16 protein-coding genes are annotated in these 20,430 nt (G+C 45.6%); 9 read left to right on the top strand and 7 right to left on the bottom strand.

The annotated features are described in order from the left end of the window. Positions 1 to 127: 127 nt before the first annotated feature. From NLX82_RS23465 to NLX82_RS23440, 6 genes are all read left to right on the top strand, one after another. Complete coding sequence (locus NLX82_RS23465; protein WP_254349139.1) at positions 128 to 1,021, top strand: AraC family transcriptional regulator; 894 nt, start codon at positions 128 to 130, stop codon at positions 1,019 to 1,021. A 112-nt stretch (positions 1,022 to 1,133) separates the two neighbouring features. Next, the gene (locus NLX82_RS23460; protein WP_025718799.1) at positions 1,134 to 1,589 is read left to right on the top strand and encodes a PTS sugar transporter subunit IIA; all 456 of its coding nucleotides are present in this window, start codon (positions 1,134 to 1,136) and stop codon (positions 1,587 to 1,589) included. Beyond that, entirely contained in the window at positions 1,589 to 1,906 is a 318-nt protein-coding gene (locus tag NLX82_RS23455) for a PTS fructose transporter subunit IIB (RefSeq protein WP_023986530.1), read from the top strand. The genes NLX82_RS23460 and NLX82_RS23455 overlap by 1 nt, the downstream gene beginning before the upstream one ends. A 99-nt stretch (positions 1,907 to 2,005) precedes the next feature. Then, positions 2,006 to 3,121, top strand: a complete 1,116-nt coding sequence (locus NLX82_RS23450; RefSeq protein ID WP_023986531.1) for a PTS fructose transporter subunit IIC — start codon at positions 2,006 to 2,008, stop codon at positions 3,119 to 3,121. A gap of 44 nt (positions 3,122 to 3,165) precedes the next feature. Next, the gene (gene mngB, locus NLX82_RS23445) at positions 3,166 to 5,841 is read left to right on the top strand and encodes a mannosylglycerate hydrolase (protein ID WP_254349138.1); all 2,676 of its coding nucleotides are present in this window, start codon (positions 3,166 to 3,168) and stop codon (positions 5,839 to 5,841) included. A gap of 46 nt (positions 5,842 to 5,887) precedes the next feature. Next, positions 5,888 to 7,855 carry a BglG family transcription antiterminator gene (locus NLX82_RS23440; protein WP_068938364.1) on the top strand — a complete coding sequence of 656 codons (1,968 nt, stop codon included), beginning with the start codon at positions 5,888 to 5,890 and terminating at the stop codon, positions 7,853 to 7,855. Positions 7,856 to 7,893: 38 nt separating this feature from the next. On the opposite strand, the gene NLX82_RS23435 is transcribed toward NLX82_RS23440, so the two are convergent. Both NLX82_RS23435 and NLX82_RS23430 read right to left on the bottom strand, forming a co-directional pair. After that, complete coding sequence (locus NLX82_RS23435; protein ID WP_023986534.1) at positions 7,894 to 8,298, bottom strand: type II toxin-antitoxin system death-on-curing family toxin; 405 nt, start codon at positions 8,296 to 8,298, stop codon at positions 7,894 to 7,896. Then, positions 8,295 to 8,558 (bottom strand): AbrB/MazE/SpoVT family DNA-binding domain-containing protein, encoded by a 264-nt coding sequence (locus tag NLX82_RS23430; RefSeq protein WP_013308294.1) that lies wholly within the window; start codon positions 8,556 to 8,558, stop codon positions 8,295 to 8,297. Before NLX82_RS23430 ends, NLX82_RS23435 begins: the two co-directional genes overlap by 4 nt. 194 nt (positions 8,559 to 8,752) lie before the next feature. Between NLX82_RS23430 and NLX82_RS23425 the strand changes: the two genes are divergently transcribed. The 3 genes from NLX82_RS23425 (at position 8,753) to NLX82_RS23415 (ending at position 12,020) form a co-directional block, all read left to right on the top strand. Further along, complete coding sequence (locus NLX82_RS23425) at positions 8,753 to 9,691, top strand: YwqG family protein (protein WP_254349137.1); 939 nt, start codon at positions 8,753 to 8,755, stop codon at positions 9,689 to 9,691. A gap of 210 nt (positions 9,692 to 9,901) precedes the next feature. Further along, positions 9,902 to 10,420 carry an RNA polymerase sigma factor gene (locus tag NLX82_RS23420; RefSeq protein ID WP_160788531.1) on the top strand — a complete coding sequence of 173 codons (519 nt, stop codon included), beginning with the start codon at positions 9,902 to 9,904 and terminating at the stop codon, positions 10,418 to 10,420. Further along, positions 10,404 to 12,020 (top strand): DUF4179 domain-containing protein, encoded by a 1,617-nt coding sequence (locus tag NLX82_RS23415; protein WP_254349136.1) that lies wholly within the window; start codon positions 10,404 to 10,406, stop codon positions 12,018 to 12,020. Before NLX82_RS23420 ends, NLX82_RS23415 begins: the two co-directional genes overlap by 17 nt. 127 nt (positions 12,021 to 12,147) lie before the next feature. Here NLX82_RS23415 and lacZ read toward each other — a convergent pair whose 3' ends face one another. The 5 genes from lacZ to NLX82_RS23390 all read right to left on the bottom strand — a co-directional run bounded on the left by lacZ (position 12,148) and on the right by NLX82_RS23390 (position 20,405). Next, complete coding sequence (gene lacZ, locus NLX82_RS23410; protein ID WP_254349135.1) at positions 12,148 to 15,192, bottom strand: beta-galactosidase, LacZ type; 3,045 nt, start codon at positions 15,190 to 15,192, stop codon at positions 12,148 to 12,150. 52 nt (positions 15,193 to 15,244) lie between these two features. Beyond that, positions 15,245 to 16,069: a carbohydrate ABC transporter permease gene (locus NLX82_RS23405; protein ID WP_028541902.1), complete on the bottom strand. Its 825-nt coding sequence runs from the start codon at positions 16,067 to 16,069 to the stop codon at positions 15,245 to 15,247. Next, on the bottom strand, positions 16,066 to 16,962 hold the full coding sequence (locus NLX82_RS23400; RefSeq protein ID WP_013308301.1) for a carbohydrate ABC transporter permease: 897 nt from the start codon (positions 16,960 to 16,962) through the stop codon (positions 16,066 to 16,068). The genes NLX82_RS23405 and NLX82_RS23400 overlap by 4 nt, the downstream gene beginning before the upstream one ends. Before the next feature lie 101 nt (positions 16,963 to 17,063). Next, positions 17,064 to 18,353, bottom strand: a complete 1,290-nt coding sequence (locus NLX82_RS23395) for an ABC transporter substrate-binding protein (protein ID WP_071559485.1) — start codon at positions 18,351 to 18,353, stop codon at positions 17,064 to 17,066. Between the two features lie 231 nt (positions 18,354 to 18,584). Then, positions 18,585 to 20,405 carry a cache domain-containing sensor histidine kinase gene (locus NLX82_RS23390; RefSeq protein WP_028541903.1) on the bottom strand — a complete coding sequence of 607 codons (1,821 nt, stop codon included), beginning with the start codon at positions 20,403 to 20,405 and terminating at the stop codon, positions 18,585 to 18,587. Between the last annotated feature and the right edge of the window lie 25 nt (positions 20,406 to 20,430).

The raw sequence follows: 20,430 nt of genomic DNA, 5'->3' as shown, positions 1-20,430 counted from the left end.
CATCGCTCCTTAGCTAAGATGAAAGTGTATATTTCTCCACTACATTAGCATTGCAATCGCGGTATGTCAGTAGCTTAACCATACAATGGGTGGACAAATCCGAACATGAATCTAAAGAGGCGATAACATGACCTATCTAAAAGTAAATGTAGATGCTCCGATTCAACTGATCTCGGCAGGCGAGTTTGTTAACGAGGTACCTTGGAAGCATATGAGTCGTTCCATTGAGAATTTTGAGCTGATCCTGGGTGTCCAAGAGACGGTATATATACGGGAGGAACGGGAAGATTTTGAAGTAGGCGAGGGAGATATTCTATTGCTGTACCCCGGTCGTACGCATAAAGGATATCGGGAGTCATTGCCAGGCGTGAAATTTTATTGGTTTCATTTCGATGTTCCCACGACCCCGAATGTATTATCTAATGAAGAAATGAAGCAGGAAACAAGTGCTATGGATGAGCTTTTGCAGCGTCACGGTGTGATGCGTGATATCTATTTACCGCAATGTGTACAGGCAGACAACGGAGATCGGATTCATATTATCGTCAATCAGATTTTGCATGTAGCCAACTCACATTACCTTACGTATCACAGTGCAAATTATTTGTTCACCTCGTTACTGATCGAGATATCTGAACTGGCGCTTAGCCGCTTGCTTTCCAATCCTGTCAGTTCACAGGGGAATGTGAGTTTTAACAAAATTATCGAGTGGACTCGAATTCATGCTGAAGAGCCGTTGACTGTGACGGATTTAGCCCGAAAATTCAATTACAACAAGGATTATATCTCTCGTTTGTTCAAGCAAAATACAGGCATGCGTCCCCTGGAGTTCATTCATAGTATTCGCATTAACAAAGCCAAAGAGTTGATTTCGCGTACAGATATGAGCATTAAGCAGGTTGCCGAAGAGGCAGGATATACCGATGAGAAGTATTTTATGCGTTTGTTCAAAAAGAGAGCCCACATGACTCCTTCCCAATACCGGAATGCCTATCACAAAACATTTATGAACAATGTCTAGTGCATTTCCGCTTGGATAGGGAAATTTTATAGATAAAACATGGAGGAAGAGTCGGCTAAAATAAACTTGTAAGCGTTTCACCTATAGATAGAAGGGAGGAGAGACATCCACCATGATTACTAGAGAACAGATTTATTTGGATGAGAAGCTGGAGACCAAATCGGCTGTGTTTGAGTTTATTGCTCAAGAGGCTGAAAAGCTGGGTGTCACCGTCCATAGGGAGCAACTGGTGCAGGATTTGTGGGAGAGGGAAAAAGTATATTCGACAGGGCTTCAGGATCAGTTTGCCATACCTCATACGCAGAGCGAAGTGGTCACCAGACCAGCAGTCCTCGTGATCCGATTGGAACATAGCATTGACTGGGCCTCTCATGATGGCAAGCCTGTCCAGTATATTTTTAGTATTTTGGTGCCTAAAGGGTCCGTGGATGTATCCCATTTACAAATTATTTCCTCGCTCGCAACCCTGCTCTTAGAGGATTCCTTTAAAGAGGCGGTAGCGGGTGCCAATAGCAGCGGCGACGTGTATCATTTGCTGGAACAGTATACAGAAGGGTTGGTGTCATAATGAAAATTGTAAGCGTTACATCCTGTATCGCAGGGTTGGCTCATACTCCAATGGCGGCAAAAGCACTGGAAAAAGCAGCGGCACAGCTCGGTCACCATATTAAAGTGGAGCAGCAAGGCGCACTAGGCCAAGTGAACAAACTTACGGAGGAAGACATTGCAGCGGCGGATTTTGTACTGATTGCCTCGGATCAGACAGTGAAGGATGCAGAGCGTTTTGAAGATAAAAGAATCGTTCGCGTTAAAATCGGTCATGCGGTCAACAATGCGGAAGCGGTTCTTACCAAAGCGGTGGAGGCCATCTCTGCTCAAAAATAAGATTAGGGAGGCAACACGGACAATCAGCAGCGTAGATGATCTGAATGATATCCGATGAGCCTTTGAATAACAGTAGTATTCATGATGGGGGAGAACATGATGAAAAAATGGCTGAGTGAAGCTAAAAAGCATCTGATGACAGGTATTTCTTACCTGCTTCCGGTTATTATTGCAGGCTCCTTGATTGTTGCCGTGTGTAAAATTATCGGTCTGACAATGGGTGTCACTGACTTTGGTCCATATGCTGACAAAAGTGGATTTCTTCATATTTTATACTTAGTCGAAAATGTAGGCTGGCGCGGAATTGGACTGCTAAACATGGTTCTGGCTGGGTATATCGCCTATTCAATTGCCGACAAGCCTGCACTTGCTGCAGGGCTGATTGGCGGCGTGCTGGCACAGGAGACGAATGCGGGATTCTTGGGCGCTCTTGTTGCAGGTTTTTTCGCGGGGTATGTCACCCTCTGGGTGAAAAACAAAGTGAAAATCACAGGTCCGGCCGCAGGTTCTGTTCCGCTAATTATTTTGCCGCTCATTACGGTAGGCTTAACCGGGATTCTCATGTCCGTCATCCTGGGTGGGCCGTTGAGCGCGATTAATGAAGGACTGGTCAACTGGATTAAGCATATGAGTGAGAGCGGAACCAGCACCTTGGCGCTAGCCTTAATTTTGGGAGCCATGATTGGGTTCGATCTTGGGGGTCCCGTCAATAAAGCTGCCTGGATGGCGGGAAATGCGTTATTCCTGTCGGGTGTGTATTTACCCAATATTTTCGTAAACATTGCCATCTGTATTCCACCGCTAGGCTATGGAATTGCAACCCTAATTCTGAAACATCGCTTTTCCAAAACATATCGGGAAGCTGGAAAAGGCTCCGTGATCATGGGCATTATCGGAATTACGGAAGGGGCTATCCCGTTTACACTGCGTAACCCTGCCAAGCTGATTCCATTGAATATGATTGCCTGCGCAGCAGGTGCAGCATTGACGGCTTTGCTGGGCGCACATGTCATCATGCCTCCAATTGGCGGTTTGTATGGCGCCATCTCCGTAGGTACTCCGTTTGCATATCTGGCTGGAGGGGTTACAGGCGCATTAATCATTGTGGCAGGAACCTTGCTCGTCAATTTCCGTGAGGAAGAACAGCAGCAGGCTGAAACGAAAGAGGCCTCTGTTAAGAAAAATGGAGAAGACATTGAGCTTGTATTTGACTAAATATCACTAGATAAAGAATAGACAGCATGGAGGGAGAACGAGATATGAGCCGTACGAAAGTGCATGTCATACCACATACTCACTGGGATCGAGAATGGTATTTTACCACTTCCAGATCCAAAGTCTACTTGGTGAAGCATGTGAAAGAAGTATTGGATGCGTTGGAGAATGGGGACGGTTTTAAATACTATCTTTTGGATGCCCAAGGGTCCTTGCTTGACGATTATACCCGCTGGTGCCCGGAGGATGAAGAGCGCATTCGCCGTCTGGTAAGCGATAAACGCCTGATGACCGGGCCGTGGTATACGCAGACGGATCAATTGGTGATTTCCGGTGAATCGATGGTCCGTAATCTGTATTACGGTATGGAAACGGCGCAGAAATATGGTCATGCCATGAAGGTCGGTTATGTGCCGGATGCCTTCGGCCAGTCGGCGCAGATGCCGCAGATTTATCAGGAGTTCGGTATTCGGCATTTTCTATTCTGGCGCGGGGTAGCCGATAATACGAATCCTAAAACCGAGTTTTTGTGGAAGGGGTCGGATGGCAGTCAGGTGTTTGCGGTACAGATGCCGTTTGGCTACTACTATGGTGGGAATATTCCAGAGGAAGCGGGAGAACTTGAGGCGTATCTCGACAGCCAGATCGGTGCGCTGGAAGAAAAAGCGTCTACCCGCCATGTTTATTTTCCCAACGGCTTCGACCAAGCACCTATCCGCCTGAACTTGCCAGAATTGATTCGCACATTCAACGAGCTGGACCCGGAACGGGAATATGTGATGAATGAGCCGGAACGTTTCCTTGAAGAGATTGAAAAGGACAGCAACGACCTTCCTGTACTGGAAGGAGAGCTTATGGAAGCCAAGCATATGCGTATTCATAAGTCGATTTTTTCCACACGAGCTGACCTTAAGCAGCAAAATAACGAGATTGAACATTTAATCGTGAACACGCTGGAGCCTGTACTGTCGATCAGCCATGCACTTGGGCATGAATATCCACATTATATCGTGAAGGATATATGGAAGCTCTTGTTTGAAAATGCAGCCCACGACAGCATTGGTGGATGCAATAGTGATACGACGAATCGGGATGTGGCTTTTCGTTATAAGCAGGCGCGGGATATCGCGGAGAATGTATTGGAGCTGCACAAGCGACTGATCGCGTCGAAGATTAAGCAGGAGGAGACTTTTGCCTTCACCATCTTTAATACGTTGCCTTACCCGCGCAAGGGAGTGACAGAAATTGATGCTTACTTGCCGGAAGGAAGCTTTGTCATTCGGGATACGAACGGTCAGCAGCTTTTGTATACGATTACCGAGAAAGTGGAACAAACAGACTACGTGCTCGGTCAGCATATTGATCTGAATCCGAGCAAAAAGGTGTACCTGCCTGAGCGTGTATTCCGTGCCAAGCTGTTGGTGGAGCTTCAGGAAGTACCTGCTATGGGGTACACACAAATTATATTTGATTTTAGTGCAACAGGGGATACAACAGTAGAACGTAGCAACGGAAAACATATTGAAAATGAATTCTATAGCATAGCCGTACAGGAGAACGGGGCATTAAGCATCACGGATAAAATTTCGGGACGTGTGTACTCAGATCAGATGGTGTTCGAGGAAAACGGAGATGACGGAGATTCCTACAACTATTCTCCACCGGAACGTGATCTTACAGTTTCTTCGCTGGGTGCTGATGTGGAGACAATAACATCCAAAAGTACGGTATCCGAAGAATTGTCCCTTCGGATGAAACTGAAGGTTCCGTATGATTTAAATGAGCGTTCCGCTGCTGGGACTTCAGCTGAGTTGCCACTCCAGGCATCGGTGTCCTTGCGGAAAGGTGAACGCCTGATACGCTTCTCGGTGGATGTGGACAACCGAGTGCTGAGTCACCGTCTGCGGGTGCTATTTGATACTGGGATTGCCTCTAAGCTATCTATTGCAGATCAGCCGTTCGGAGTCATTGCCCGTCCAACTACGCTGGAGGAAGTAAAGGTATGGGAACGGGAGCAGTGGACGGAAAAGCCGATCACCATTGAAGCTATGCAAAGCTATGTTGCATTAAACGATGGTTCCCATGGGGTAGCCGTGATGACTGAAGGAGTAAGGGAATATGAAGTCATTGGGCATGAACATGATACAATAGCGCTGACGTTATTCCGCACTTTTGGTTATATGGGCAAGGAGAATCTGCTATACCGCCCGGGTCGTGCCTCAGGAGAAAAGATCGTAGAAACGCCAGATGCACAGCTGCTCGGTGAGCTTACATTTACGTTTGCTCTACATGTCCACGAGTCCGGGTTTGATGAGGCGGGCATTGCTCAAGCGGCCAAGGAATATTTAACACCATTGTCCAGCTACCAGTTGTCTGATTTTCTGAACGGCCGTTTAATTTTTGCCTTCCGAGACGAAGAAAGAATATTTGAGCAAAACTATAGCCTGTTATCTTTTAGCAAGGATTCCAATGTAATCTTGAGTGCATTCAAGAAAGCAGAGCATAGTGATGGTTATATCGTCCGTGTATTTAATCCTTATTTAGAGAAAAATGCGACTGCACATATCACATACAGCGAATCGGCCCATTACGAGTTGGTTTCGCTGGATGAGCGTTCGAAGGGAGAAACATTGGTTTCGTCCGATACGGAAGGTGCACAATTGCCGGAATTGCAGCATTGCAAGCTGTTAACGGTACTGGTAACCCCGGAATTGAACTAACGTGGAAGTAAAATACGGTTTATCGGAAAGGAGGTCTTATATCTACATGATTTTTCCCTACAAACGCTTGAAAAAGCTGTACCAGCTCGTCAGTGGAAATGATCAAGGCTGGTCTTGGACCACCAAAGCGCTCGCTGAGCGGCTGGAGGTAACAGAGCGGACCATCCGCGATGATCTTAAGAAGCTGGACAGTATGCTGAATGAATATGGAGCATATCTGGAATCCAAGAGGGGTAGCGGCTATACGATTAGGGTTGATGACCGTGAGAAATACCATTTTTTTGCGGATGAAAGTCAGGAAGAAACAGAAGTAAGTCAGCAGCTACCGGGGGCTCCAGAAGAGCGCATACGGTATGAGCTGTTCAAGCTGCTGAATGCGAGGGAATACGTGAAGATGGAGGATCTCGCCGATGAGCTGTATATTAGCCGGGCCACGATGAATAATGATTCTAAAATCATCCGTCGGATTCTGGAGGATTATAGCCTTACTCTGCGCACCAAGCCGGGACATGGTGTAAAGGTGATTGGGGAAGAAAAGAGTATTCGTTACTGCCTGGCTGAATATGCTGACGTCCGCGATGAAGAGGGACAACGCAGCGACATGCCCTTGGAACAACAACAGCTGTTTCAAGGATTGGATCTACCGCAGATCCGGACAATTATTCTAAAGCATTTGCGGAGCGTTGGGACCAAAATGGCTGATTTGGCGCTGAAAGATCTCATCACTCATTTGGCGGTCATGGTGCTGCGAGTGAAGGAAGGACATGGTTTAGAACGCTTTGAGGCGGTGGTGGGCAGTCCGCGGGATATTGAATTGGCTAGCGCCATGCTGAGGGAGATGGAAGAGGCCTTTGGCATCACCTGTCCAGAAGGAGAGTTCGATTATGTTCTGCTGCATGTCGTCAGCAAAAAGATGGCCGAAACCGAGTGGGAGCGCCTCCAATCTGACCGTCTCTTTTTGGCAGTGCGCGGGATGTTGGCATTCGTCTACGAACGCTTTACCTATGACTTGCGTGACGATGAACGGCTGTCCAAGGATTTATTTGTACATTTGAAGCCAATGCTGACCCGGCTGGAGCATGGTATGAACATGCGTAATCCACTGCTTGGACATATTCGCAAGTATTATCCGCTTGCCTATGAAATCACAGTTGGTGCGGTAAAAGAACTACAAAAATCGTTTCCGTACGACATCAACGATAACGAAATCGGTTATTTGGCACTTCATATCGGGGCTGCATTGGAACGCAAATACAATATCCCTCATCGGCGTCGCAAAACCGTGTTGCTGGTGTGCGGCTCCGGCTACGGAACCGCCCGGATTCTAGAATCCAGGCTGCGTTCGCTGTTCGCTGAGCTGGATGTATCCCGAGTGGTTTCACTTCGGGAATACGAGGAGATGTCCACCGTCGATGAGGACCTCGTCGTTTCGACCATTCACTTACAGCAGCGTAAGGATAAACCGTCCGCGGTGATTAGCCCGATTCCTTCGGAACGGGATATGGAGACAATGACGCGGATGGTACGGGCCAGCGATGAGGAACAGGAAACTTCACTGCTACGGTATTTTGACAAGCAATGGTTTATGACCCGATCCGATCAGCCGAGCAAAGATGCCCTGATTGAAGAAATGAGTGGTATTTTAAAGCAAAAAGGAGTGGTGACCGACAAGTTTTTGCCAGCAGTCAAAGAAAGAGAGAAGCTGGGCTCTACTGCCCTAGATCGAGGGATGGCCATCCCCCATCCCCTGGAGCTAAGCTCTAACCGAACGGTCGTAAGCGTGTGCTTGCTGGAAAATCCGATTCCTTGGGATGCCAACCATGAGGTTCATGTGGTATTCCTGCTTTCAATCTGCAAAGAGGACTACGAACAGGCCATGGGGATTTATGATTTGTTTGTAGAACTGATCCGCCAGGAAGAGACGCTGGAACGATTAAAGCATTGCCATTCCTTTGATGCCTTTATGCTAATCGCCCGTCAGGTGCTTGCAGTCAAGAGCAATGATTACCATTGAACCTAAAAAAGAGATCATTCGTGATCTCTTTTTTAGGTTCACACATGTAGTTTGGAAGAGTGGAGCTCGATTAATAAAGCCAGCTGATTCAACGAAAATTTATGATTAACCATATCTACAGTAAAGTCTTCGGCTGCTTTCTGATCCATTTTAAATTGAAAGCCATTGTAGCGCAAAAAAATGAGTAATGCAGTAAAAGCTGTTCGCTTGTTTGCATTGTGAAAAGGATGGTTTTGCCCTAGGGATTCGAATAATGCAGCGGCTTTGCTGAATATTGTGGGGTACGCATCTTCACTAAAAGCTGATGATTGAGGACGTAGAACAGCAGACTCAAGTAGACTGGTATCTTTGACGCCGATTTGTTCGCCTTTGCTGTATCTTTCAATCATAGCGACATTAATAGCTATAACTTCTTGAATGGTTAAGAAACGAATGCTGCTCATCTATCCTTAAGTCCTTTAAGGGTTTCGTCATATGAATCCATTACTTGAGAAAGATTTTCAAGAAAATCATCACTTAACCCTGAGGGCAGAGTTATTTTGTTCGATTTTTGTATAATGATTTGTCCGCTCTTGTGATCTACTTCAACCTGAACTGTATCTCCTTGGCCCAGTCCGAGCTGCTTAATGGCTTCTGTCATAGTAATCCCTAAGCTATTTCCGAATTTAGTAATTTTACGTTCCATTCCAATCACCTTACCCATCTCTTTATCCTCCTTATTATACTATTCAACTGTTATAACAATTATACATGGTTTCAGGGTATATAAACATATACTTTTTAATTCAACTTATATCTGCTAGAAAAATAGATTGTCAGGCTTTTATTTGGTAATCTGGGGTAAGGGTTTAAATGGTTGCAGGCTATATTATTACTTCATGAAAAGGGGCGAGCGAGATGCTACAACCACTATTAAAGGATGAACTGACTCGAATACTGGAAGGGCATTCACTGGATGAAGATTTAAAAGAAGAGATTCATCAGGAAGCTCAAGCTGCTATACAATTTCATGTGGAGCATGAGGAAAATTACGAACACATTGGAAATAGTCGGATCGCCGGCTATCCAGATCTGCCACCCACGATGGAGTGGCCGTGTGATTCAGACGGAGAATATTATACGTTTATTGCTCAAATTAATTTGGGCGAGCTACCTTTTTCACCATTTGAGGGATTGCCTCATCAGGGCATACTTTACTTTTTTCTTGGGCTGGATGAGCCCGCCTATGATATTGACCATAAAATCTTTTACTATAACGGTGACAGCAGCGCTTTGAAGAAAACCTTGCCACCGACTGGGAAGGTTGAAATATGTGCCGAGGACAGGGATTTCACATCTTGTGCAATTTCTTTTCAGCCGATTGTTACCCTGCGGTCGGAGGGTGAGCTAGGAGATGTTCTTGTAGATCAGTATGAAGAGCTGTATGAGCTTGTTTGTGAACAAAGTGACACGGTGTGGGGTCAGCATCAATCTTTTGCAGGGAACACCCGGCGGGATGCTTATCTACGCCGAAACGGGCTGGAGGGTCTTCTGTTTAACTGGCATAAGAGTGAGAGTCAGATCCATAAGGAAATCGAGCAAGCTATGCATAGGGGAAGTACGGATTATGCGGAGCATTTACGATCCGAGGTGTTGCCTCAGCTGCAAGAATATCAGACGAATCGGGAAAAGCACGATCAGGCTTCGGAAAATTGGCATGTTCTGCTCTCGGTCTCTTCTTTGGACGAGGTTGGTATGTGCTGGTGGGACGCAGGGTATTTGGAATTTTTGATCGATCAAAGAGACTTGAAGAACCTTGATTTCTCGAACACATATGTCAATCTTGCTACGAGCTAGCCCGGTGCGGCAGACTCATGCTGATTTAGGGCAAATGATGGCGGTTAGAGCAGGGTGGTTTTTTGATTGATAAAAGCAGTGAATTGAGCATATGGCACAGTAGGTTTGTAGGTGGTCCTATATAGGGCCGCCTTTTTTCGATGTAAATGAACGATTGTACTCCGTTATTAGTCTTAATAGATGAGACCACAACAAGGGAGGTGCACGTATATGACTGATCGAGAGCTGTTTGAACTATATAAGGAGCAGATATATTATTTTTGTTATTATTTGATGCAAAATCAAGCAGATGCAGAAGATGTTTGCCAGGAAGTGTTTGTCAAAGCACTTTTGGCCGACAGGTCCAGAGTACAAGATCTCAAATCATGGATTTTACGAATTGCTTCTAATGAGTGCAGCAATGTGCTTAGAAGGCGGAAAACTGGACTGATGAAGGAAATACGAACTTTTTTATTGTCACGCCCTCATTCATTTAATCCGGTGGAAGAGAGCTTATATCATCAAGAAACTAAGACAGAGCTACACAAGCTATATAACAAGCTTCCAGATAAAATTCGAATGGTCGTGGTCCTTCGTTATGTAAACGAATTGACTGTGCCGGAGATCTCTAGAGTTATAAATATACCCGAAGGAACAGCTAAATCTAGATTAAATCGGGGGCTTAAACTGCTAAAAAAAATGGTGATATCCCAAGTAAAGGAGATGAGTAGCAGTGAGTCGGTATTTTGAAAATGAACAGAACATTCCTCAACCTGAATATGATGCAATGTGGGTAAATATAGAACAGGAAGCAACCAAACGAAAAGCAACTTTGCAACAGTCACAGGAAGCACCTATGCATAGAGCAAAAGTTGTTCCAGCGAGTATCGTATTCTCATGTTTTCTGCTCGTCGCCATCCCTGTATTCGCTAGTGTGACTATCAATTGGGATAGAATAGGCGGACGTAGTGTAACCAATGCGCTAAATAACGATATTGGCCAGCGGTATGATCTAAAAGCATCCAGTGCAGGCATTACGATGAATTTGAACGGTGTTGTAACGGATGGCGAAAAAATGAAAATGCTTATCTCTCTGGATCCAGGAACCGATCCAACCAGTTATATTGGGTTTGCTATAGAGAAAACTATGGTAACTAGCAATTCTGATACCAAGGAACAAGCACACGGATATTTAAATTACGATCCTAAAAGCCAGAAACTCCTTGGCATTTATGAAACTATCGATACTTTAAAGGATCGTAAAAAAGATTACACACTTGAGGCACAGAATCTAATTTTTTATCGTAATCAGGATATTCCTTTAAAGACGGATCATCAAGCCGGGGATACCCTCGTTACCGGGACCAAGCAGTATCCTAACATTTATATAGAATCCGTTCGACAAACCAACAACAAGACTGTTGTCCGCTTTAGAGTTGCTGCAGCTCCATCCGATTTAGGACGTGGGAACCCGCATTTGGTAATGAAAGTGGGCGACAAAGAGATAGACGCCATCCCAACCATTCTACCTAGCGACAGCCCAGACTTGCATATTGAGCAGGTATTCAACATGACTGCACAAGATTGGAAAAAGGCAAACCTTCATTTTTGTTACATTGAGGAAGCAAAAAGAATTGAAGGTACTTGGAAGTTCGAATTTGAAGCGGATGGAAAAAAAGCAAGTGAAGCGATTTATTCCAAGAAGCTGCATAGCAGCGCTGAATTCCAAGAAAATACAGGCACTACCTTAGACCAACTGATTGTTACCCCCTTGGATATTGAAATTCTAGTAACAGAGCGTGATTCACTTAAAAAAGGAATTGTTCATTATAAAACAGCTCAGCTGGTTATAGGTGATAAAAAAATTAACGGAGGGTGGAATATTAAAGGAGCTGGTCCTGAAAATTATCAACACTTATATCAATTTGAATCTCCAGAGTGGTATAAGGACTGGTCTGATGTTCCAATGAAACTTATATTGAAAGATGCTGTCATCGAGAAACGTGATACGTCTAAGAATTGGATCACTCTTCATAAACCTAAGGAAGAAAAACAGTTCGCTGAGCTTAATGCGGACGGTTATCAAATTGATTTCACATACTATACAGAGGGAAAAGACTTGATTGTCGAATCGAAATCCGGTTCCCCTGGCTTCAAAGGCGTCAACCAAACAACGATGCGAATTAACGGCAAAGAAGTAGTGCCTGAGATCATTGCGAAGGGCATGGTATCCACAGGAGTTAATGTTGACCGTTACAAAAACATTGAATTAGACGGAAAATTGGAACTAAATCCTGGCATCTACAAGTACAGCGATCCTGGACGTGATATTGAAGTTTTTTTGAAATAGATATGGCCATCGCTGCCTATTCTGCAGATACGTAAATACAAAAGCCCTTCCAGCTTTAGCTTCTCATGAGGGAAGCAGCGGAAGGGCTTTTGTTATACCTACTTGTCTATACAGTGAGCGTGCTTATTTATACTCGTTGCACGGTAAATTCGAATTCCAGCTTTTGATCGGCTGTAATTTGGTATTCTTCATGTACCGGAGCTCCCCAGCTATCGTCGCCGCCTACGCCCATTTGCTTGCCGGCTACGGTAACAACGGTGTAGTAGACGTTTGGCAGCTCATACAGATGGTAGGCGCTTTCCAGCTCGAACGCTGTGTACGGTGAAATATTGCATTCCACAGGTGCGGTGGCAGGAGCAGTAATGCGAATACCACGCTGAGAATCGTCGGTAATATCGACACGGCGCACGCCTGTACGGTTGCCGGATTCCTGCGGTACGACATACCCGGATACGTTATCCGCAGCTTCGTTGTGGAATACGCCTAGTCTCGCGCCAAAGGCACGGTCGATGTAATTCTCTTCCGGTCCCATCGCGTACCAGTCCAGATGGCGGTAGTCCGCCGGAACCTTGAACGAAAGAGCAAAGATCGGCAGGTTAGGCAGTCCTGAGACGCCTTCATAAGTTGATTTTACGTTCAGACTGCCATCGGCAAAGACGGTGTAGGTTACCGTTATCTGTACGTCTGCATGGATGCTCAGCGTGTAGCGGAATGTAACGGTTACACGGTCTGTCTGCTCTTCCGTGACCTGAATGTCCACGCATTTACGTGTCAGACTTGCAGCGAACCAGCCACCGGCTTCAAAGCCCAGAGCAGTTCCCCGATCATTGTCTGTGGACGCCCGCCAGAACAATGGGGCAGGAGGCATGGCGATCATCTCACGTCCGGCGTAGCGAAGTGAAGTCAGGCTGCCTGCTCCTTTGGAGAACATGATACTGAAATCTGCACCGTGAACGCCAATGTTAACATCGCCATGCACCACTCGTAGGGCTCCACCTGTAGGAGCTCTCAGCGGATTTGGATCTTCCACAATGAAAATATGTTGTCCGAAGGCTACTTCATGCCCAGCCTCAGCCCAGAGCGTCGCTTCCTTCAATACGAGCGCCGTGTGAATGACATATTCCCCAGGCTTCTTGTCTGTGCTTGGGAACGTCAATGGAATATACGCTTCGGTCTGAGCCGCCACATCTACATGAATGGCATTACGTGCGATTTCTTGGCCTTCATGCAGTAGACTGTATACTAGCTCATAGTCGCCCGTTCCCTCGAACAGGCTTTCATTGCGAATGGTTACACCTTTGGTATCCGGGGTGAGCTTCAGATTTTGATACAGGAATTTGACCTCCTGCATCTTCGGCGAAACCTTCCGGTCCGCATAGACAATTCCGTCCGTACAGAAGCCATAGTCTGTGGCACGGTCGTCAAAGTCGCCGCCGATCGCGAGGTACTCGCGTCCGTAGCGATCTTTTTTCATAACAGCCTGATCAATATAATCCCATATAAAACCGCCCTGATACAGCTCATATTTGTTCTCCAGCTCTGTATACTTGTGCATGCCGCCTACGGAATTGCCCATCGCATGCATGTATTCGCAACTGATATACGGCTTTTGCGGATTGTCGTTTAGATATTGCTCGATATCTGCGGGTTTGGCGTACATCCGGCTCTCCATATCGCTGGTATCATCGTACGTACGGTTGTGAAACACGCCTTCGTAGTGTACCAAACGGCTCGGGTCGGTGGCTCGGAAATAGTTGGCTACATTGCGCAGCACTTCACCTGCATATGACTCATTGCCGCAGGACCAAATCAGAATGGACGCATGGTTTTTGTCCCGTTCCAGCATGGAAATGGCGCGATCCATGACGATATCCTGCCACTCAGGCAGATTGGCGGGAATATTCCACGATGGCTCGACGGCGCCGAGTTTTTGCCAGGAACCGTGTGTTTCCAAGTTCATTTCATCAATTACATAGACCCCGTACTCATCGCATAGCTCATACCACAGAGTCTGATTTGGATAATGAGAGGTACGAACAGCGTTCATATTGTTCTGCTTGAGCGTCCGGATATCCCACAGCATATCTTCACGGGAAATCGCACGTCCGGTGCGAGCGTTAAATTCATGGCGGTTCACACCTTTAAAGACGATGCGTTTGCCGTTCAAATGCATGACCTTGTTTATCAGCTCAAATTTACGGAAGCCAATTTTTTGTGGAATGACTTCCACGAGCGATCCACTGGCATCATAAATTTGAATGAACAACGTGTACAAATAAGGTTTCTCCGCGCTCCAGCGCTGCACTTGCTCCAAGGCTGCTGACAGCGAAGCTGTGCCATCAGTAAAGTCAGCTTTCAAAGAAGCTACAACATGGCCGGCAGCATCTTTCACATCGACAGTTGCATAGGCCGTTGCCGGCTTTTCCAAGGTCAATTTCAGCTCCAGAAGGCCCTGCGTGTAGGAAGCATCCAGATCCGCTTTGGCATGTAGGTCACGTACGTGAAGAGTAGGGATGGTATAGAGATATACGTCTCTGAAAATACCGGAAAAACGCCAAAAGTCCTGATCCTCCAGCCACGCTCCCGTACTTCTTTGATATACCTCTACTGCCAGCTTGTTTTCGCCTGCTTGCAGGAACGGTGTCAGTTCAAAATCAGACGGTGTAAAGCTGTCCTCGCTGTAACCGACAAATTGTCCGTTCAGCCATACATAGAAAGCCGACTCGACGCCTTGGAAGGAAATGAACACAGGCTGCGCGCCCGAAGCCATATTTTCCGGCAAAACAAAGCTTTTGATATAGCTCCCGACCGGGTTGTGGTCCTCCGGAATATGGGGTGGACGAACGTCCGAATGTCCGTCCCATGGATACATCGTATTCACGTACTGCATTTGGCCAAAGCCTTGCGTCTGAATGTGACCCGGTACCTGAATATCGCTCCAGCCGCCATACTCAAAGCCAGGGGCATAGAACTCTACCGGACGGCTGGCTGGATTCGTTGCATAGTTAAACTTCCAGCTCCCATTCAGGCTATGACGCCAAGCCATATCAGCTTGCTGCTCCGCTTCCTGAAGCGTAGCGTAATATTTGTGATCGGAATAGGCGGGCAGCCGATGTACAGCAAATTTGGTTACGTCGGTCAGCCAGTCCAGACTAGGGGTATGGATGGTCAAGGCGAACACTCCTTATTTTTAAAATGAACTGAAGATCGTACACAGAAGTCTGTTATTTAACCGAACCCACCATGCCCGCTACAAAGTGTTTCTGCATCAGGAAGAATACCAGTGCAGTCGGCAGTGTGGACAGGACAATGGCGATCATGATGACACCGTAATCCGGTGCATAGCTGGAGCCAAGGTTCGAGATCAACAGCGGAATCGTTTGATTCTCCGGCGTTTGCAGCACAATCAGAGGCCAGAGGTAGTTGTTCCAGCTGGACATGAATGTGATGATTGCGGCAGCGGCATAGGTTGTTTTCATCGTAGGCATATACACCCGGAAGAACAGACCCAGCTCGGATAATCCATCCATACGACCTGCTTCCAGTAGATCCTTTGGAAACATCTTGGTGCTTTGACGGAAAAAGAAGATCAGGAACGCCGTAGTTACGGTCGGAATGACGACAGAAGAGAGTGTATCAATACCGATCCACGGTATGACATTAGAAATACCGCCGAACATCCGGTAGAGCGGGATCATGATCGCCGCAAACGGAATCATCATAGACATCAGCAGGATATTGAAGACAACGTCTTTCGCTTTACTTCTGTAAATTTCAAAGCCATAACCGGCCAGTGATGCGATTAGCATAGCCAGCAGCGTAGTTGAGATGGAGACTTTTGCAGAGTTACTTAGTGCGGTAACGATGTCTACTTTTTCAAGCAAATTGTGCATGTTATCCATCAAATGGGAGCCAGGCAGAAGCTTGCCTTTGGTCACATCGACCGACAGGTTCGTGGAGCTGGATAGCATCCAGAGGAACGGGAAAATCGAAACGAACGACACAAGGATCAGAAAGGCGTACGTAAATGCTCTTTTTGTTTTCATCATTTTTTCTCACCTGCCACTTTGAACTGGATAATCGACAAGATAATGATCATAATGACGATGGAATAAGATACGGTCGCCGCATAACCAAAGTCGGATGAATATTTGAAGGACAGATTGTAAATATATTGCGAAATTGAAGATGTCGCGTTCCCTGGCCCACCCTTGGTAATATTCATAATTTCATCGAAGAGTTGGAGTGTACCAATCGTTGATGTAATCGAAGTGAACAGGATAATCGGCTTAAGCAGTGGAACTGTAATGCTGAAAAACTGTCGGATAGGGGAAGCTCCGTCAATACGGGCCGCTTCGTAGATGGAACTGTCAATGTTCTGAAGACCGGATAGGTAAAAGATCATATTATAACCAGTCCAGCGCCATGTGATCGCGATAATAATCGTAACCTTGGCCCAGAAAGGATCTGTAATCCATTGGATGGGCGTGCCAATCACGTGCAGATTCAGCAATAAGGAGTTTACCAGACCGTCAGACGAGAACAAGTACTTGAAGACAACCGAATATGCTACAAGGGATGTGATACACGGCAAGAAGATAGCTGTGCGGAAAAAGCCCTTGAATTTCAGGTTTTTATCATTCAACAATACCGAAATGAACAGAGCCAGAATGACCATCAAAGGTACCTGGAAAATTAAATAGATAAACGTATTCTTCACGGCGGTTATAAACATTTTATCGGTGAAGAGTCGCTTGTAGTTATCAATGCCGTTAAAGCTCAGATTAGACCCTGTACCTGTCTTAAAGGACAAGATAAGCGCCTGAATCATCGGATAGAAATAAAAAGCGGCGATCATGATCACTGCGATGGATATGAACAACCATCCTGTCATACCTGCTTTGAGACGTGTTGTAGTTATTTTGGGCGCGGCTGTCTTCATACCATGTCAACTCCCTGTGCAGCAATAAAACCTTGAACTCGCAAGCCCAAGGTTTTAAGTGCTTATCGTTTTATTGTTTAGCCTTGGCTAGATGGACTGTCTTATTTAAGCTGTGCTTCCGCCTGTCCTTGAGCATCTTTCAGAACTGCGTCTACATCTTTTCCGTTCAGATAGTTTTGAATTTCAACGGTCATGATATCCTCAATGGCATACGTGTGCAGGCCATAATTGACTTTTGGAACTTGCTTAGTCCATTCTGCAAATTTCTTATATACTTTGTCGCCTCCGAAGTACGGATCTTCCACGTCATAAGCTTTACCGCTGGAAGCTGCGTTCAATGAACCGACAATTCCAATTTTGCTCAGCATATCTTGATACAGCTCTTGATCTGTTCCGAATGTCTCTTTCAGGAAATCAGCAGCGGTATCTTGACCGTCCGAGTTAAGGACATACCAGGAGCTGCCGCCGAGGCTGGAAGCATTCACGGATTCAGGTATATTTTTCAGCTTAGGGAAAGGAACAACGGCCCATTTACCCGATTGCGAAGCTTCTGCTTTAATCGAAGGTGTAATCCAGTTACCTGTAGGTACGGAAGCAACTGCACCGCTGTTGAATGCGGCCAGGAACTGACTCCAGTCGGCATTCATTTTGACAATGTTAGCGTCGAACAAGGATTTGTACGTCAAGAGCGCTTCTTTCAGAGCTGGATTACCAGCCAGGTTTGGTGTTTTACCGTCTTCTTTCAGGTACCATGAACCTGCAGTTTGGATCATACCACGGATCAGACCGAGGTCATTTGGATCTTGAGTCAGCATTTCTTTGCCTGTTTTTTGTTTTACGGCTTTACCAATTTCAATAAATTTGTCCCAATCAATATTAGTCAGGTCCGATACTTTGTAGCCGGCTTGTTCCAGATAATCCGTTCTTACATACAGTCCCATAACACCGGAGTCGAATGGAACACCATACTGCTTGCCGTTGTAGCTAGTTGGTCCGATTTTATAATCAGCGAAGTCGGTTGCTTTGATCGTGCTGCTCATATCATGGAAAGAATCGGGATAGGCTTGCAGGAAGTTCTGTGCCCGATAATCCTCGATCAGAACCACGTTCGGCAGTCCTTTGGTAGAACCGGAGTTAAGACCGGCATTCATTTTTTGTACGATATCGTTTTGAGCATATTCAACAATGTTTACGGTTACATCTGGATGTTTGGCAACGTAGCGATCTTTTGCCAGCTTCAGGGCTGCGATATTAAAGTTCGGGTCCCAAGCCCAGACGGTGATTTCTTTTTTGCCTGAATCTGTGGTAGTCGCTGCTTTCTCGGAATTGCTGGAGCATGCGGATAGCAAGATCAAGCTTGCAATCAGCAGAAGGAAAGTCATTTTTTTCATTTTGTTCAACCCCTACTCTTTTTTTATATGTTGCTTGCTAGTTCTAAACCTCTTGAATGAAAGCGGTTACCTTATTTATAAATCTAGTGTACCATCCATACTTTGTCGGTGTTAGGAATATCTTTATATGGATTGGTCTTATTATTATGATTTATCAAAAAAGGTACCGCTTACATTTGTATTTTGTTTTGGTTTAGGTACTTTTTTTAGGTTGAAGCTCAGTGTATAGATTTATTTAGTGGAGTCGTTGTCGTTTGATTTCAAAATCAATGGCAGGGTCATTCTTACTTTGGTGCCCTCGCCCTTTTTACTGGAGATGGTCACGCCGTATTCTTCTCCATATAAAAGGGTAATGCGGTTGTGCACATTCTGGATGCCGATGCCTGTGAACAGTTGGCGCTTGCTCTTGGGATTCGGAAGTCCGTCTTGCGCCGTATGCCCGTCCAAATCCATACCGTCTCCATCATCGACCACCTCACAGATCAATGTATCCTCCGTTTTGGACACCAATATATAGATGTGCCCTACGTTTTTTTCATTAAACGCATGGAAAAAAGAGTTTTCGATAAAAGGCTGAATGATGAGCTTGGGCACATGGTACTCCAGACAATCGGGTGATACAAAATAATTCACTTGTACCCGCTGCCCATAGCGCACATGGTTAATGAACACATAATTTTGCATGTTGGCCATTTCCTGCTCAATGGTGATCGTTTCACTCACATTGCTGATTGTATTTTGCAGTAAGGAAATGAGTGCATTGATCGTCTCGGCGGCTGTTTCCTTATTTCCTTTGAGCACCAGCATTTTGATCGAAGCCAGTGTATTGTACAGAAAATGCGGATTGATCTGCCGTTGTAGTGCAGCAAGCTCTGCGTTCCGTTGACCCTTTTGCGTCTCTAAAAGCTTACGGATATAGTCATTTAGTTCATCCAGCATGTAGTTGTAAGCATGACTTAATTGTCTAACCTCATAGCTGCCCGTTACCGGGATATAATTATCAAAATTTTTCTCGCGTATGGTCGACATTTGCTTCACCAGTCGAGTCAGGGAACGAATCAGTCGACGGGATATCAGAAAAACGATCACCAAAGCAATCAGTACGATGGCAATGCAGATCCATACAACAGATTTAACGTCAATAATTTGTCCAATCGCAGCTTGTCTGTCGATCATGTTCACCAGATAAAAATCAAATGAAGGGATATAGTTGGAAAGGAGGATACTTTCCTTATTCATCACATCCGCATTAATGTAGTTAAGCCCCTGTTCATTGATTTTTGTGGCATAGCCTAGCAGCTCACTGGAGCGTTGTCCGATCAGGTCCTGGCGGTTGCTCGATACAATCAGTCCCGACTTGTCCAAAATAAGCACATCATTACCGTTGCTTGTGAAATTGTTGTAGAAACGGCGAAATTCAGGTTCCCGGATAGCGATGTAGATCATGCCGTACAGGGTGCCGCTGGTCCGCTCCATAAATGGTTTGGAGGCGATAATATAGGGTGTTGGCTTTTGCGCGGTATTATTCATTTGTTGCTGAAATAATTCAGTATCCAATTGATACATAAGCTGTGCCGGTCGTGCTACACTTCGGGCTGTAATAGCATTGCTTTTAAGTTCTTCCGCAGTTACAGGCCAATAGGACGAGTCGGAGTAAAAGCTCCGGCCGTTCAGACCTGTTACAGCGACACCGACATCATAGGCATCGACGTTCGATTTAATTTGCTTCATTTGCTGTGCCATTCCGAAGTAAATTCTTGCCGAGTTAATCGAGTCAGATTGACCGCCAGTCAGATAGTTTTTGACCGTTCCATTTTCCGAAGCATGGGTTACGGCATTCACGATAGAATCATTGAAGGATTCAAAGCTGGATTGAATCTGGCTGAGTACCTTGGCATTTGTAATACTGAATGTCTCAGCAAAAAGTCGTTCAGACATCCGAATCGTCACCAAAGAGGTCAGCAAGGACACCGCAGTGATGCTGACCACCATAACAATAAAGATTTTGAAGAACAGACCTTGATATTTGATCTTATGGATATACCTTTTCATAATCAATCTCTTTTCTGCTGGCAGA

This window comes from Paenibacillus sp. A3M_27_13 (assembly GCF_024213315.1).
In the GTDB taxonomy this organism is placed as follows: domain Bacteria; phylum Bacillota; class Bacilli; order Paenibacillales; family Paenibacillaceae; genus Paenibacillus; species Paenibacillus polymyxa_B.
Note: the sequence above shows the minus strand (reverse complement) of the source record. Positions and strands in the feature narration are given on the sequence as shown.

Excerpts from the sequence above, each read along its gene's own strand:
- NLX82_RS23465 (WP_254349139.1), top strand. The coding sequence starts at position 128 with ATGACCTATCTAAAAGTAAATGTAGATGCTCCGATTCAACTGATCTCG.
- NLX82_RS23460 (WP_025718799.1), top strand. The coding sequence starts at position 1,134 with ATGATTACTAGAGAACAGATTTATTTGGATGAGAAGCTGGAGACCAAA.
- NLX82_RS23455 (WP_023986530.1), top strand. The coding sequence starts at position 1,589 with ATGAAAATTGTAAGCGTTACATCCTGTATCGCAGGGTTGGCTCATACT.
- NLX82_RS23450 (WP_023986531.1), top strand. The coding sequence starts at position 2,006 with ATGAAAAAATGGCTGAGTGAAGCTAAAAAGCATCTGATGACAGGTATT.
- mngB (WP_254349138.1), top strand. The coding sequence starts at position 3,166 with ATGAGCCGTACGAAAGTGCATGTCATACCACATACTCACTGGGATCGA.
- NLX82_RS23440 (WP_068938364.1), top strand. The coding sequence starts at position 5,888 with ATGATTTTTCCCTACAAACGCTTGAAAAAGCTGTACCAGCTCGTCAGT.
- NLX82_RS23435 (WP_023986534.1), bottom strand. The coding sequence starts at position 8,298 with ATGAGCAGCATTCGTTTCTTAACCATTCAAGAAGTTATAGCTATTAAT.
- NLX82_RS23430 (WP_013308294.1), bottom strand. The coding sequence starts at position 8,558 with ATGGGTAAGGTGATTGGAATGGAACGTAAAATTACTAAATTCGGAAAT.
- NLX82_RS23425 (WP_254349137.1), top strand. The coding sequence starts at position 8,753 with ATGCTACAACCACTATTAAAGGATGAACTGACTCGAATACTGGAAGGG.
- NLX82_RS23420 (WP_160788531.1), top strand. The coding sequence starts at position 9,902 with ATGACTGATCGAGAGCTGTTTGAACTATATAAGGAGCAGATATATTAT.
- NLX82_RS23405 (WP_028541902.1), bottom strand. The coding sequence starts at position 16,069 with ATGATGAAAACAAAAAGAGCATTTACGTACGCCTTTCTGATCCTTGTG.
- NLX82_RS23400 (WP_013308301.1), bottom strand. The coding sequence starts at position 16,962 with ATGAAGACAGCCGCGCCCAAAATAACTACAACACGTCTCAAAGCAGGT.
- NLX82_RS23395 (WP_071559485.1), bottom strand. The coding sequence starts at position 18,353 with ATGAAAAAAATGACTTTCCTTCTGCTGATTGCAAGCTTGATCTTGCTA.
- NLX82_RS23390 (WP_028541903.1), bottom strand. The coding sequence starts at position 20,405 with ATGAAAAGGTATATCCATAAGATCAAATATCAAGGTCTGTTCTTCAAA.